This window comes from Nocardia lijiangensis NBRC 108240 (genome assembly GCF_001613045.1).
GTDB lineage: Bacteria > Actinomycetota > Actinomycetes > Mycobacteriales > Mycobacteriaceae > Nocardia > Nocardia lijiangensis.
This window is the reverse complement of sequence record NZ_BDBP01000053.1, coordinates 24,759-37,780: the sequence shown is the minus strand read 5'-3', so window position 1 is coordinate 37,780 and position 13,022 is coordinate 24,759. Positions and strand designations below refer to the sequence as shown.

General features: G+C 69.1%; 13 protein-coding genes. 7 read left to right on the top strand and 6 right to left on the bottom strand.

Annotation, left to right across the window (positions count from 1 at the left end):
- Positions 1-288 precede the first annotated feature (288 nt).
- Together recX and NL1_RS20605 are read left to right on the top strand one after the other, a co-directional pair.
- Positions 289-879 carry a recombination regulator RecX gene (gene recX / locus NL1_RS20610; protein WP_067841809.1) on the top strand — a complete coding sequence of 197 codons (591 nt, stop codon included), beginning with the start codon at positions 289-291 and terminating at the stop codon, positions 877-879.
- 306 nt (positions 880-1,185) lie between these two features.
- Positions 1,186-2,043, top strand: coding sequence for a 3-hydroxyacyl-CoA dehydrogenase (locus NL1_RS20605; protein WP_067841745.1), 858 nt, complete (start codon positions 1,186-1,188; stop codon positions 2,041-2,043).
- A 102-nt stretch (positions 2,044-2,145) separates the two neighbouring features.
- Here NL1_RS20605 and NL1_RS20600 read toward each other — a convergent pair whose 3' ends face one another.
- From NL1_RS20600 to NL1_RS20585, 4 genes are all read right to left on the bottom strand, one after another.
- On the bottom strand, positions 2,146-3,045 hold the full coding sequence (locus NL1_RS20600; RefSeq protein ID WP_067841743.1) for an amino acid ABC transporter permease: 900 nt from the start codon (positions 3,043-3,045) through the stop codon (positions 2,146-2,148).
- Positions 3,042-3,713 (bottom strand): amino acid ABC transporter permease, encoded by a 672-nt coding sequence (locus NL1_RS20595; RefSeq protein ID WP_067841741.1) that lies wholly within the window; start codon positions 3,711-3,713, stop codon positions 3,042-3,044. Before NL1_RS20595 ends, NL1_RS20600 begins: the two co-directional genes overlap by 4 nt.
- 97 nt (positions 3,714-3,810) lie before the next feature.
- Positions 3,811-4,644 carry a glutamate ABC transporter substrate-binding protein gene (locus NL1_RS20590; RefSeq protein ID WP_067841739.1) on the bottom strand — a complete coding sequence of 278 codons (834 nt, stop codon included), beginning with the start codon at positions 4,642-4,644 and terminating at the stop codon, positions 3,811-3,813.
- 53 nt (positions 4,645-4,697) lie between these two features.
- Complete coding sequence (locus NL1_RS20585) at positions 4,698-5,426, bottom strand: amino acid ABC transporter ATP-binding protein (protein ID WP_067841807.1); 729 nt, start codon at positions 5,424-5,426, stop codon at positions 4,698-4,700.
- A gap of 284 nt (positions 5,427-5,710) precedes the next feature.
- On the opposite strand from NL1_RS20585, the gene miaB reads away from it, so the two are divergent.
- Entirely contained in the window at positions 5,711-7,243 is a 1,533-nt protein-coding gene (miaB, locus tag NL1_RS20580) for a tRNA (N6-isopentenyl adenosine(37)-C2)-methylthiotransferase MiaB (protein ID WP_067841737.1), read from the top strand.
- Between the two features lie 221 nt (positions 7,244-7,464).
- A complete protein-coding gene (locus NL1_RS20575; protein WP_067841805.1) occupies positions 7,465-8,043 on the top strand; it encodes an Rv2732c family membrane protein in 579 nt (192 codons plus the stop codon).
- A 96-nt stretch (positions 8,044-8,139) separates the two neighbouring features.
- Here the strand turns inward: NL1_RS20575 and NL1_RS20570 are convergent, their stop codons facing one another.
- Together NL1_RS20570 and NL1_RS20565 are read right to left on the bottom strand one after the other, a co-directional pair.
- Positions 8,140-8,718 (bottom strand): VanZ family protein, encoded by a 579-nt coding sequence (locus NL1_RS20570; RefSeq protein WP_162272755.1) that lies wholly within the window; start codon positions 8,716-8,718, stop codon positions 8,140-8,142.
- 60 nt (positions 8,719-8,778) lie between these two features.
- Entirely contained in the window at positions 8,779-10,158 is a 1,380-nt protein-coding gene (locus tag NL1_RS20565; protein WP_067841735.1) for a DUF349 domain-containing protein, read from the bottom strand.
- Positions 10,159-10,423: 265 nt separating this feature from the next.
- Here NL1_RS20565 and NL1_RS20560 point away from each other — a divergent pair, with 265 nt between their 5' ends.
- Genes NL1_RS20560 through NL1_RS20550 form a run of 3 tightly spaced genes read left to right on the top strand, consistent with a single transcriptional unit; the run spans position 10,424 to position 13,010 of the window.
- Positions 10,424-11,194, top strand: a complete 771-nt coding sequence (locus NL1_RS20560; protein ID WP_067841731.1) for a class III extradiol ring-cleavage dioxygenase family protein — start codon at positions 10,424-10,426, stop codon at positions 11,192-11,194.
- Positions 11,191-12,177 carry a tRNA (adenosine(37)-N6)-dimethylallyltransferase MiaA gene (miaA, locus tag NL1_RS20555; RefSeq protein ID WP_084510800.1) on the top strand — a complete coding sequence of 329 codons (987 nt, stop codon included), beginning with the start codon at positions 11,191-11,193 and terminating at the stop codon, positions 12,175-12,177. The genes NL1_RS20560 and miaA overlap by 4 nt, the downstream gene beginning before the upstream one ends.
- A complete protein-coding gene (locus tag NL1_RS20550) occupies positions 12,174-13,010 on the top strand; it encodes a TrmH family RNA methyltransferase (RefSeq protein WP_245673424.1) in 837 nt (278 codons plus the stop codon). The genes miaA and NL1_RS20550 overlap by 4 nt, the downstream gene beginning before the upstream one ends.
- Positions 13,011-13,022: the final 12 nt, after the last annotated feature.

Here is a 13,022-nt window from a genome sequence, read left to right as displayed (position 1 = left end):
GTGCACGACATGCGGCGCCGGCTGCACGAACTCCTGTCTGCCGACGGGCGATCCGTGGAAAGCCGCGGATCACGCCCCGGCGGGCGGGAGCCGGGACCGGTCCGGTCGGCCGATGGTGGTTCGGCCGACACGGACACCCTGGGAGCCCGGTCGAGCACGCCCGATCCGCAGCGGGCGGGCTCGGCCGGGGCCCCGCATTCGTCCCGGCGCGGACGGCGGAACAGTCACCGCCGCAACGACTCCCGGACGGTCGATACTGGTCGAAACACCGGCCGACGGGTGGATCCGGTGGCGGCCGGATCCGAAGGGGATGCGCGGGAGGCGGAGGCGGGCAGGAGCCGGTCGACGTCGGAACGCACCCCCGAAGGCGGGACGGTCGAGCAGGCGAAGGAGGCGTGTCTTCGTCTGCTCGCCGTCCGCGCCCGTAGCCGCGCCGAACTGGCGCAGCGCTTGGCCGCCAAGGGTTTCACCGCAGACGTCGCCGAGGGTGCCCTCGACCGCCTCAGCGAGGTCGGCCTCCTCGACGACGCCGCCTTCGCCGAACAGTGGGTCCACTCCCGGCACACCTTCTCCGGCAAGGGCAAACAGGCACTAGCTCAGGAGTTGCGCCGCAAGGGCGTTGCCCCGGCCGACGCCGCGCCCGCGCTGGAATCGATCAGCTCCGACGACGAACAAGAGCGCGCCACCGAACTGGTCCGCCGCAAACTCCGCACCCTGCCCCGAGACCTCGACCGCGACAAGGCCATTCGCCGCCTCGTCGGCATGCTCGCCCGCCGCGGCTACGGCCAGTCCACGGCCTTCACCGTGGTGAAAGCCGAACTCGCCCAGGCCGACTGGGGTTCGGAGCCGCTCGACGAGGCGGGCGATCCGCCGGACTGATCCGACGGTCGCGCGCGGTGCACTCCTGCCCGTCTTACCGTGCCCGCACGGTGTCGCGAGACTGTCACGGTCCCGTCGCTGAACCGCCTCGGCTCGCCCCGGAGATTTGCCGAATCGTTACTCGTATCCTGCCGATATGTCCGATATCGGTCGGTCGTTCGTCGGCACGCCGGGCCAGGATGGGGGGTACGGAGTCCGCGGGGAGCGGGGCGTACCGCGCGCCGTGGCTCCGGCGATCGGAGTCCGTCTCGCTACCGTGCAGATTCCGGGGCGGATCGTGCCCCGCGACAAGGGAGGAGAACGAGTATGGCGATCGATATTCGAAGGGTGACAGTCTTGGGGACCGGGGTGCTCGGTTCGCAGATCGCCTACCAGACCGCGTTCCGCGGCTTCGACGTCACGGCCTACGACATCAACGAACCCGCGCTCGAGGCCGCGCGCGAGCGGTTCGCCAAACTCGCCGCGACCTACGTGGCCGAGGTGCCGGGCGCCGCGGGCGGCAAGGCGGAGCAGACCGCGTCGGGCATCGCGCTCACCACCGACCTCGCCGAATCGGTGAAGGACGCCGACCTGGTGATCGAGGCCGTGCCCGAGGTGCTGACCCTCAAGCAGGAGATCTACCGCCATCTCGGCGAGGTCGCCCCCGAGCGAACAATTTTCGCGACGAACTCCTCGACCCTGCTGCCGAGTGACATCAAGGACTCCACCGGTCGCCCGGGCAAGTTCCTCGCGCTGCATTTCGCGAATCAGGTGTGGAAGTTCAACACCGCCGAAATCATGGGCACGCCGGAGACCGACCCCGCGGTGTTCCGCGCCCTCGTCGATTTCGCCGAAGCCATCGGCATGGTCCCGATCGAGGTGCACAAGGAGAAGGCCGGCTACGTGCTCAACTCGCTGCTGGTGCCGTTCCTGAACTCCGCCATGGCGCTCGGCGCGGGCGGCTACGCCGACCCGGAGGCGGTCGACAAGACGTGGCGGATCGCCACGGGCGCGCCGATGGGCCCGTTCCAGATCCTCGATGTCATCGGTCTCACCACCCCCTACAACATCCTCGTGCACGGCGGCGAGGACGCGCAGCACCTCGCGTCCTGGCTCAAGGACAACTACATCGACAAGGGCAAACTCGGCATCGCGACCGGCGAAGGGTTCTACCGGTACAAGTAGCGCCGACCCGGGAAGCGACGGGAGAGGAATGGTGGCTCACCGATGCGGAGCCACCATTCCTCTCCCGAACTCCTTGTCCGCTGACGCGTTACCCGCGCAGGCTCACGACTTCTTCACCACGTCGACTCCAGGCGCGGCGTCCGTGATGATCGAATCGGCCGGGAGGACCGTCCCGCCCTTGCCGCGCTTGCGGGCCCGCAGTCGCCGCTCCAGCTTGGTCGCCACCATGGTCAGCGTGCTGTTCAGTGCGATCATGATGATCGCCACGACGATCAGCGCGGGAATGGTGTTCTGTTCCGCGGCGCCGAGTTGCTGGCCCGAGCGGACGATCTCGATGTAGGTGATCTGGTAGCCGAGCGCCGTGTCCTTCAGCGCGACAACCATTTGCGAGATCAGCGCGGGCAGCATTGCGGTGATGGCCTGCGGCAGCAGGATCAGCCGCATCAGCTGGTTCTTGCGCAAGCCGAGCGCGACGGCGGCCTCGGTCTGGCCTTTGGGCAGCGAGCGGATGCCCGCGCGCACGATCTCGGCGATGACCGAGCCGTTGTAGATCGTCAGCGCCGTCACCACCGCGGCCAGCGCGAGGTCGTCGGACTTGAACAGGTTGTATTCGCTGAAGAGAGCGAACAGGAAGATCATCAGGATCAGCACGGGGATGGCCCTGGCGAATTCCACGATCGCGCCCGCGATCAGCCGCACCGAACGATGCTCGGACAGTCGCAGGATGCCGAAGATCATGCCGATCGCCATCGCGAACACGATCGATATCAGCGCGGCGACGACGGTGCCCTTCAGGCCCGGCCACAGGTAGGTCGACCACACGTCGGCCTCGAGGAACGGCTGCCATTTCTCCGCCTCGAATTGACCCTTGTCGTCGAAGGCGCGGAAGAGCAGGTAGCCGGCCGCCAGTACGGCGACGACCACGATCGCCGAGTAGAGGTTGTTGCGCAGCCGCGCCTTCGGGCCCGGCGCGTCGAAGAGGACGGAAGCGTTCGAACTCATCGGGCCACCTCGTATCGCTTGGCGAGCCAGCCGAACAGCAGGCCGGTCGGCAGGGTGATGATGACGAAGCCGAGGGCGAAGATCGCGCCGATGGCCAGCAGCGCGGCCTCGACCTCGATCATCTCCGCCATCAGCTTGGCGGCCTCGGCGACACCGATCGCCGCGGCGATGGTGGAGTTCTTGGTCAAGGCGATGAGCACACTGCCCAGCGGTGCGATCACGGACCGGAACGCCTGCGGCAGGACCACCAGCCGCAGGTTCTGGGTGAAGCTGAGGCCCAGCGAACGGCCCGCCTCGGACTGCCCGAGCGCCACGGTGTTGATGCCCGAGCGCAGCGATTCGCAGACGAACGCCGCGGTGTAGACGCTCAGGCCGATGATGGCCCAGCGGTAGTTGTTGTCCTCGATGGAATCACCAGCCAGCTTCCAGCCGAGCGCCGAATACAGGCCGAGCGAGCAGAAGATGATGATCAACGTCAGCGGGGTGTTGCGGAAGATCGTGACGTAGGCGGTGCCCACCCAGCGGGCGACCGGTACGGGGGACACGCGCATCGCGGCGACGATCGTGCCGAGTATCAGCGCCCCGACCCCGGAGAACACGGTCAATTGGATCGTGACCCAGAAGGCTTCCAGGATCTTGGTGTCGTATTCCGAGATCAGATCGAACACGGCGGGCGCGTCCCTCCCATCGGTGCGGTGTGGTTCATCGGTGGTGAGCCGAGCGGGTGGCCCGGAGGATCGCCCCGGACCACCCGTGTGTGGAATCTCAGTAGCGGTTTACGGCGGGGGCGGGCGAGGGGGTGAAGCCGGCGCCGCCGACGTTCTGCGCGATCGCCTTGGCCCAGGAGCCGTCGGCGATCATCGCCTCGATCGCGTCGTTGATCTTGTCGCGGGTCTCCTGATCACCCTTCTTCAGGCCGATGCCGTAGTTCTCGGTGGTGAAGGGCTTGCCGACCACCTTCAGCTGGCCGGGCGACTGCGCGGCGAAACCGGCCAGGATGATGTCGTCGGTGGTCACCGCGTCGACCGAGCCGTTGCGCAGCGCCTCGACGCACAGCGAGTAGGTGTCGAACTCCTGCAGCTGAACGTCCTTGGCGTACTTCTCCTTGACGTTCTGCGCGGGCGTGGAGCCCTTCACCGAGCAGAGTTTCTTGTTGCCGGTGAGGGATTCGACGCCGGTGATTTCGGTGTTGTCGGCCTTGACCAGCAGCGACTGGCCCGCCACGTAGTACGGCCCCGCGAAATCGACCTTCTCCTTGCGCTTGTCGGTGATGGAGTAGGTCCCGACGACGAAATCGACCTGACCGTTCTCGATCAGCGTCTCGCGCTGCGGCGTCGGCGCTTCCTTGAAGGTGATCGCATCCGGTTGCACGCCGAGCTTTCCGGCCACGTACTTGGCGACCTCGACGTCGAAGCCGGTGTAGGAGCCGTCCTTGGTGCGCAGACCCAGACCCGGCTGGTCGAACTTGATGCCGACGGTCAGTTTGCCGTCCTTGGCGTGGTCGAGGGCGCTGCCCTCGTCACCGCCGCCGCACGCGGTGGCGGCCAATGCCAGGGCGATCGCCCCGACGCCGAGGCGAAGTGCACGATTGATCCTCATCGAGTTCCTAACTCCTTGTGTGACTGTCGATGCCGTCGTCTGTGCCGGGCGTGTCAGTGGCTCAGAATCTTGCCAAGGAAGTCCTTGGCGCGCTCGGACTTCGGTGCGGTGAAGAAGGTTTCCGGCTCGGTGTCCTCGACCACCTGACCGTCGGCCATGAACAGCACCCGGTTGCCCGCGCGGCGCGCGAAGCCCATCTCGTGGGTGACCACCAGCATCGTCATGCCGTCCTTGGCCAGCGAGACCATCACCTCGAGCACCTCGTTGACCATCTCCGGGTCCAGCGCCGAGGTCGGCTCGTCGAACAGCATCACCTTCGGGTTCATCGCCAGCGCGCGGGCGATGGCCACGCGCTGCTGCTGCCCGCCGGACAGCTGGGCCGGGTACTTCTCGGCCTGGTTGGCGATGCCGACCCGCTCGAGCAGTTCCATGGCGCGGGTGCGCGCCGCGTCCTTCTTGATCTTGCGCACCTTGATCGGTGCGAGCATCACGTTCTCGATGATGGTCTTGTGCGCGAACAGGTTGAACGACTGGAACACCATGCCGACGTCGGCGCGCAGCGCGGCCAGCGCCTTGCCCTCCGCGGGCAGCGGCACGCCGTCGACGGCGATGTCGCCGGAGTTGATCGGCTCCAGCCGGTTGATGGTGCGGCACAAAGTCGATTTCCCGGAACCCGAGGGACCGAGAACGATGACGACCTGTCCCTTGGGGACCTCGAGATTGATATCGCGCAACACATGAAGGTCACCGAAGTGCTTGTTCACATCGCGCATCGAGATCATCGGCGGCGCGCTGGTGGCGGGGCCCTTGTCCAAGCTCGTGGCGTCCCCGGTCGTGTCGGGCGCGGCGGCGGCGTCGGTCATGGTCCTTGACCTTAAGGGGAAAAACCGGATTTGCCCCGGTTTCCGCGACACACCGTGACGCAACGCCGCATAGTCACAGCTCCGTTACATATCTGTAACAATCCCGTAACCTGGCGGCCGGTTCGGCCCGTGACCGCGACGAGGCCCGGAGCCTGCGGCGATGCGCTGGAAACCCGCTCGACGGGCCCCCGTACCCTTGATGCGTGGATTCGATCGATCAGGTTGTGGCGGGAGTACGCAGTTACGAGGTCCGCACCTTCGGTTGCCAGATGAACGTGCACGATTCCGAACGCCTGTCCGGCCTGCTGGAGGACGCGGGCTATGTGAAGGCCGCGCCGGGGGCGACGGCGGACCTCGTGGTCTTCAACACCTGCGCCGTGCGCGAGAACGCCGACAACAAGCTCTACGGCACCCTCGGCCACCTCGCCCCGATCAAGATGGGCAGACCGGGCATGCAGATCGCGGTCGGCGGCTGCCTGGCGCAGAAGGACCGCGACACCGTCGTGCGCAAGGCGCCGTGGGTGGACGTGGTGTTCGGCACGCACAACATCGGCTCGCTGCCGGTGCTGCTGGAACGGGCGCGGCACAACGAAGAGGCCCAGGTCGAGATCCTGGAATCGCTGGAGGCGTTCCCCTCGACGCTGCCCGCCAAGCGCGAATCCGCCTACGCGGGCTGGGTGTCGATCTCGGTGGGCTGCAACAACACCTGCACGTTCTGCATCGTGCCGTCGCTGCGCGGCAAGGAGGTCGACCGCCGTCCCGGCGACGTGCTCGCCGAGGTGCAGGCGCTGGTCGATCAGGGCGTCCTCGAGGTGACGCTGCTGGGTCAGAACGTGAACTCCTACGGCGTCAACTTCGTCGACCCGACCGAGCCGCGCGACCGCAGCGCGTTCGCGAAGCTGCTGCGGGCCTGCGGCGACATCGAGGGCCTCGAGCGCGTCCGGTTCACCTCGCCGCACCCGGCCGAGTTCACCGACGACGTCATCGAGGCGATGGCCGAAACGCCGAACATCTGCCCTCAGCTGCACATGCCGTTGCAGTCGGGGTCGGACCGGGTGCTCAAGGCCATGCGGCGCTCCTACCGCAAGGCGCGCTACCTGGGCATCATCGAGAAGGTCCGCGCGGCCATGCCGCACGCGGCCATCACCACCGACATCATCGTGGGCTTCCCCGGCGAGACCGAGGAGGACTTCCAGGAGACCCTGGACGTGGTGCGCCAGGCCCGGTTCACCAGCGCGTTCACCTTCCAGTACTCGAAGCGGCCCGGCACCCCCGCCGCCGACATGCCCGACCAGCTGCCCAAGCAGGTGGTCCAGGAGCGCTACGACCGGCTGATCGCGCTGCAGGAGGAGGTCTCACTGGAGGCCAACCGCGCGCTGATCGGCACCGAGGTGGAGTTGCTCGTCGCGGACGGCGCGGGCAAGAAGAACGCCGCGACCGCGCGGATGAGCGGGCGGGCCCGTGACGGCAGGCTGGTGCACTTCCGGCCCGGCGGCACCGCCGAGGCGGTGCGTCCCGGCGACGTGATCACCGTCGACATCACCGAAGCCGCGCCGCACCACCTGATCGCGGACGCCCCGATCAAGACCCATCGCCGGACCCGGGCGGGCGACGCGCACGAGCGCGGCCTCACGCCGAAGACCGAACCCATCGGTGTCGGTCTCGGGCTGCCCAGGATCGGCGCGCCGGTCCTGGAGCCCGTTGCCTCGGGCTGCGCGACGGGCTGCGACGCATGAGCGCGCGCTCCGCTGCGGGAGACGGCGAGACCCCACCACCGGGCCCCGACGATTCCGCGCGGGGCGCCGCAGACTCGGCCGCCGGGAAGGGCGCGACGCCCGAATCCGATTCCGGTACTACCGCGCGTAGTGGGTCGGCGGACGCGGGGACCGACGGAGCTGGCACAGTGGACGCGGACAAGCCCCACGCCGACCATCCAGTCGAAGGAGACGACAGCGCCGTGAGCTCGGTCGAGAGCACAAAGGATTTCGAGCAGTTCCGCAACGAGCTCGACGCTGTCGAGCGACGGCTCGCCGGGGAGATCGATCCCGGCGTGCGCGCCATGGTGGTGGCGGGCGCGGTGTTCGTGCTGCTGTTCTCGCTGGTGCTCTCACACGCGGGCAGCGCGCGCGGCTTCGATGTGCTGCTCAGCACCGAAGTCACCAGGATCGAGCACATCGGACTGCCTTCGCGCATCTTCGTCTGGTTCGTCGTGGTGTTCGGCATCGGCTTCTCGCTGCTGGCGCTGATGACCCGGCGCTGGGTGCTGGCCTGGATCGCGGTCGCGGGTTCGGCCATCGCCAGCGTGTTCGGTGTCTTCTCCATCTGGCACCGCCAGACCCCCGGCCTCGGCAACTACGTCGGCGCGGGCCCCGGCATCGGCCTGATCGTCGGCACGCTGGCCGTCATGGTGCTGACCTTCCACTGGATCCGCGTGGTGTGGAGCCGCACCGCCGTGCACCTGGCCGCCGAGGAGCAGCGCCGCAACGCCGCGGCCGCCGCCGAGGAACGCGACCGCCGCAGGCTGCTCGGCGACTGAGTTCTTCCCCCGCCGGGTCGTTTGCCCGGCGTTGGTGGTTCTCTGTGCGCTGATCCGCACGCTGTGCGCGGCTTCGGTGGTGATTTCCGCGCGCTGTCAGGTGCTCCAGCCGAAGCGAAGGAGCATCCGTTCGCTGTGTGATCGACCGGTTTCGCGTCGCGTGACGTGCGTCCGGGCGAGCAGCGCGCCCAAGCCCGCGCCCGCGGCATTCATCAGCACATCGTCCACGGACGAGACGCGGCCGAGGTCGAAGACGTACTGGGAGATCTCGAGCGTCGCGGAGACCGCCGCGCCCGTCCACGTCATCCGAAGCACGCCCGCGAATCGGGGGAGGCGGAGCGGGAGAAAGAAACCCAGCGGTACGAAAAGCAGTGTGTTCGCCCCGATCTGGACGAACGCGCTCGACGGCGAGTCGGTCAGCGTCGCGACGAAATCTCGCAGCGGCACCGCGCTGATCGAGCCCTCGCCCTCGACCGGTGTCAGGATCATCCACACCCAGGGCAGGGTTCCCGCGATCAGACCCACCTCGGCCGCCGTGTACCGCAGCGCCAAGTCCGGGGTCAGCCCGCGACGCACCCGCCATCGCGTCATCGAAACGATCACCGCGACCAGGGCGGGCGCAGCGCACGCCCACACGGTCAGCACGTGGCCCCACGCATCCCATACCTGCCGCATCGGACCAACGCTACCGAGGCGGCCGAAAGGCATTGGCCGCGAATCGGCTTCGCGCGCGGATCAGCGGTTGCTGACGGCGCCCTCCGCGGCCTCGGCCCACTCCCGCCACTGCTTGGCCTGTTCGAGCGCCTTCTCGGCGTCGCGCTGCTTGCCCGCCGCCTGCGCCTTGGCCGCCTGCTCCTCGAACTGGGCGACCTTCTCGCGGAACTGAGCGGCGCGCGCCACGGCCTCGGGGTCGGTGCGCCGCCACTGGGCGTCCACCGCCTCGCGGACCCGCTTCTCGATCGAGCGCAGCTTGCCTTCGAGTTCCTGCATGCGCTCGCGCGGCACCTTGCCGATGGCGTCCCACTTGTCCTGCAGCTCGCGCAGCTGCGCCCTGGCGGTGTCCAGACCGTTCGCCGGGTCGATGTGGTCGTAGGCGTGCAGCAGTTCCTCTTTGGCGGAGGCGTTCTCCTCGAACTCGGCGTCGCGCTCGGAGACCGCGGCGTTGCGCGCCGCGAAGAACACGTCCTGCGCGCTCTTGAAGCGCCGCCACAGCGCCTCGTCGGCCTCGCGCGGCGCGCGGCCCGCGGCCTTCCACTCGGTCAGCAGGTCGCGGAAGACGGCCGCGGTGCCGACCCAGTCGGTGGAGCCGGACAGTTCCTCGGCGCGCACGCACAGCTCTTCCTTGCGCGCCTTGGCGGCGGCCCGCTCGCGGTCGAGTTCGGCGAAGTGCGCGCCGCGGCGGCGGTTGAAGGATTCGCGGGCCTTGGAGTAGCGCTTCCACAGCGCGTCGTCGACCTTGCGGTCCACGCCGCGGATGGACTTCCACTCGTCGAGGATCTCGCGCAGCCGATCGCCCGCGGCCTTCCACTGGGTGGAGTCGGCGGCGATCTGCTCGGCCTCGGCACACAGCGCTTCCTTGCGCTCGGTGTGCTCGTGGCGGGTGCGCTCCTTCTCCTCCTTGGCGTGCGCGGCCGCTTCCTCGGAATGCTCGGTGATGGCTTCCAGCCGCTTGGCCAGCCCGTCGATGTCGCCGATGACGGCGGCGGTGGGCAGCGATTCGGCCAGCGTCAGCGCGGCGGCCTTGGTCTTGCGTGCGTCGGCGCCCGCGGCCAGTCGCGCTTCCAGCAGCGCGACCTCGGTGGCGAGGTCGTCGAAGCGGCGGCCGAAGTGCGCGAGGCCCTCGGCGACGTCGCCCGCCTGCCAGGAGCCGACGACCCGCTCGCCCTCGGCCGTCTTCACCCAGGCGGTGCCGTCCTCGTCGACGCGGCCCCACCGGCTGGGGTCGGTGACGGTAGGCACGACCACCGCATGCGGGTGCTGCTGATCGGCCGGGCCGGGGGCTGGCTTGACCGCGTGCGGCTTGGGATGGGCTGACGAGCCACCGGGCTTCGGGGCACCGGACGGGCGCGGTGTCGTGCCGGGTTTGGCCTTCGCGGTTCCGTTGCTGTCGGTCATTGTTCTCCGTCCCTGCCGCGCGTCACGGCTGCCTGGTTACGCCCTAGCTCATCCCATTGAACCCGGTCCGAGCCTTCGAGACCATCGGTCTACGCTCTCCCCGGGAGGAAATCCCGGGCCGGCAACCCGTGATGACCTGGGTCGTCGCATGTCGACACTATCAATCTCGGGGCGAATTGACGCTACAGACACTCGAAGCGGACCGGCGGGCGTCTTGGTACCGCCGTGCGCCGGGCCCGCGGGCCGAACAGATACGGTTTATCGCGTGTTCAGTATTGCGGTTCTGGTCCCGTCGCCGCCGATCCTGGTGCCCGAACTCGGGGGCGGTGCGGCGGTCGGGAGCGCTGCGGATCCGGCCGACCCGCCCGCCGTGCTGCGCGCGGCCGCGCTGGACGCCGCACGGGAACTGGCGGCGGTGACCCAGCGATGGACGGTGCTCGGCGTCGGGAACGCCGACCATGTGCTCGGGCCGGAATCCGCGGGAACTTTTCGCGGTTTCGGTGTGGACGTGCGTGTCGCGCTTGCCGATTCGGCCGCCGCGCCCGGGTTTGCTGCGGATCCGCAGCTTCCGCTGCCCGCCTTGATCGCTGGATGGTTGCGGGGACGCGTCGCACCGACCGCTCTCGCCACCGCTCGCCTGATCGCGGCCGACACCGCCCCGTCCCGATGCCTGGAACTCGGCGCGGCGCTGCGGGCGGAACTCGACGCCGGCGACGAGCCGTGCGGCGTCCTCGTCGTCGCCGACGGCGCCGCCACCTTGACCGTGAAATCGCCCGGCTATCTCGACGAGCGCGCCGCCGCGCTGCAAGCCGAGCTGGACCACGCGCTGAGCGCGGGCGACCGGTCGGCCCTTGGCGCGCTCGACCCGGGGCTGTGCGCCGAACTGGCCGTGTCCGGGCGGGCCGCCTACCAAGTCCTCGGCGGTCTGTTCGCGGCGGATCCGTCGGATCCATCCGTCGAAACCCACTACCGGGACGCGCCTTTCGGAGTTGGCTATCACGTGAGCGTCTGGCGACCGGAAAGGGAGATGCGATGAGCGTGCCGATCGCGGTGGTCGGCCCCACCGCCACCGGCAAGTCCGATCTCGGCCTGGATCTCGCGGCCCGTCTCGACGGGGAGATCGTGAACATCGACGCCATGCAGCTCTATCGCGGCATGGACATCGGCACCGCCAAGCTGCCCGTCGCGCAACGGCGCGGCATTCCGCACCACCAGCTCGACGTGCTCGACGTGACCGAGACCGCGAGCGTGGCCACCTACCAGCACGCGGCGGCCGCCGACGTCGAAGACATCCTGGCCCGCGGCCGCACGCCCGTCATCGTGGGCGGCTCGATGATGTACGTGCAGGCGCTGCTGGACGAGTGGGCGTTTCCGGCCACCGATGCCGCGGTGCGCGCCCGCTGGGAGCAGGTACTGGCCGAGCAGGGCGTGGCCGCCGTGCACGCCGCGCTGCGTGCGGCGGATCCGGTCGCGGCCGCCACCATCCTGCCCACCGACGGCCGCCGCATGGTGCGGGCGCTGGAGGTCGTGGAGCTCACCGGGCAGCCGTTCGCGGCCTCGGCGCCCACCATCGGCGCACCGCGCTGGAACACCGTCATCCTCGGCGTCGACCGCGATACCGCCGAGCTGGACGCGCGCATCGAGCGGCGCACCGCGCTGATGTTCGAGACCGGACTGGTCGACGAGGTGCGCGGGCTGATCGACCAGGGCCTGCGGGAGGGCGTCACCGCGCGCCGGGCGATCGGCTACGCGCAAGTCCTCGCCTACCTGGACGACGAATACGACCTGAACCACGCCGAGGAACGCACCTTCATCGGCACCCGCCGCTACGTGCGCAGGCAGCGCTCCTGGTTCCGCCGCGATCCCCGGGTGCGCTGGGTGGACGGCGCCGATCCGGACCTGCTCGGCGCGGCGCTGCGTGCAATCGAAAGCGGTGCGATCGAAAGCGGTGCCACCGAAAACGCAAGTGCCATCGACAACGCGGGCTCGATAGACAGGACAGAATGGACCACGCAGTGACCAGACGTGTCAGCACCCGCAACGCCTCGGTGCAGGTGTGGCAGGCGTACCTGAACAACCGCACCAAGCGCCACCGTGACAACCGGTTCCTGGTGCAGGGCGTGCGGCCGATCACCCAGGCGATCGCCAACGGGTGGCCGCTGGAGACCCTGCTCTACCGGCTCGGCGACCCCGATCTGTCCGGCTGGGCGCGGGAAGTGCTGGACACCACCGACGTGCCGCGCGTCGGCCTGGTGCCGGAGCTGATGGCGGAGCTGGGGGAAAAGGCAACCGCCGTACCGGAACTGGTGGCCGTCGCGGTATCGCGGCAGTCCGAGCTGGCGACCTTCGAGCCCGGCGAGCCGGGTGAGGACGCGCCGGTGATCGTGGTGTTCGACCGCCCCAACTCGCCCGGCAACCTCGGCACCCTGATCCGGTCGGCGGACGCCTTCGGCGCCTGCGCCGTCATCGTCACCGGTCACGGCGCCGACCAGTACGACCCGCAGGCGGTGCGGGCCTCCACCGGCTCGCTGTTCGCGGTCCCGGTCTACCGCGCCGGCGGGCCCGCCCAGGTGGTCGAGCTGCGCGATCGCCAGATCGCGCGCGGCATTCCGACCAGAATCGTCGGCACCGACGAGCACGGCTCGCACCCGGTGTTCGACCATGACTTCACCGAGGCGACCATCCTGGTCATCGGCAACGAGACCAGCGGGATGAGCGCCGCCTGGCAGGATGCGTGCGACGACCTGGTGTCCATCCCGATGGGCGGCACCGCCAGCTCGCTCGGCGCGCCCTCGGCTGCCGCGGTAGCCCTGTACGAAATTTCCCGGCAGCGCCGGACGTTTGCCAGATGACGACCATGAGGA